This window comes from Mesorhizobium silamurunense (assembly GCF_014843905.1).
GTDB classification, from domain to species: domain Bacteria; phylum Pseudomonadota; class Alphaproteobacteria; order Rhizobiales; family Rhizobiaceae; genus Mesorhizobium; species Mesorhizobium silamurunense.
Map to the genome: position 1 here is coordinate 1 of NZ_LPVS01000113.1, position 217 is coordinate 217.

1 rRNA gene is annotated in these 217 nt (G+C 51.2%); it reads left to right on the forward strand.

Annotated elements, in window-relative coordinates:
* Positions 1–217, forward strand: a 16S ribosomal RNA gene (locus tag AU465_RS32645); the annotation flags it as partial.

The window sequence follows — 217 nt, forward strand, 5'->3', positions numbered from 1 at the left end:
AGACGATCAGATACCGTCCTAGTCTCAACCATAAACGATGCCGACCAGGGATCAGCGGATGTTGCTTTTAGGACTCCGCTGGCACCTTATGAGAAATCAAAGTCTTTGGGTTCCGGGGGGAGTATGGTCGCAAGGCTGAAACTTAAAGGAATTGACGGAAGGGCACCACCAGGAGTGGAGCCTGCGGCTTAATTTGACTCAACACGGGGAAACTTAC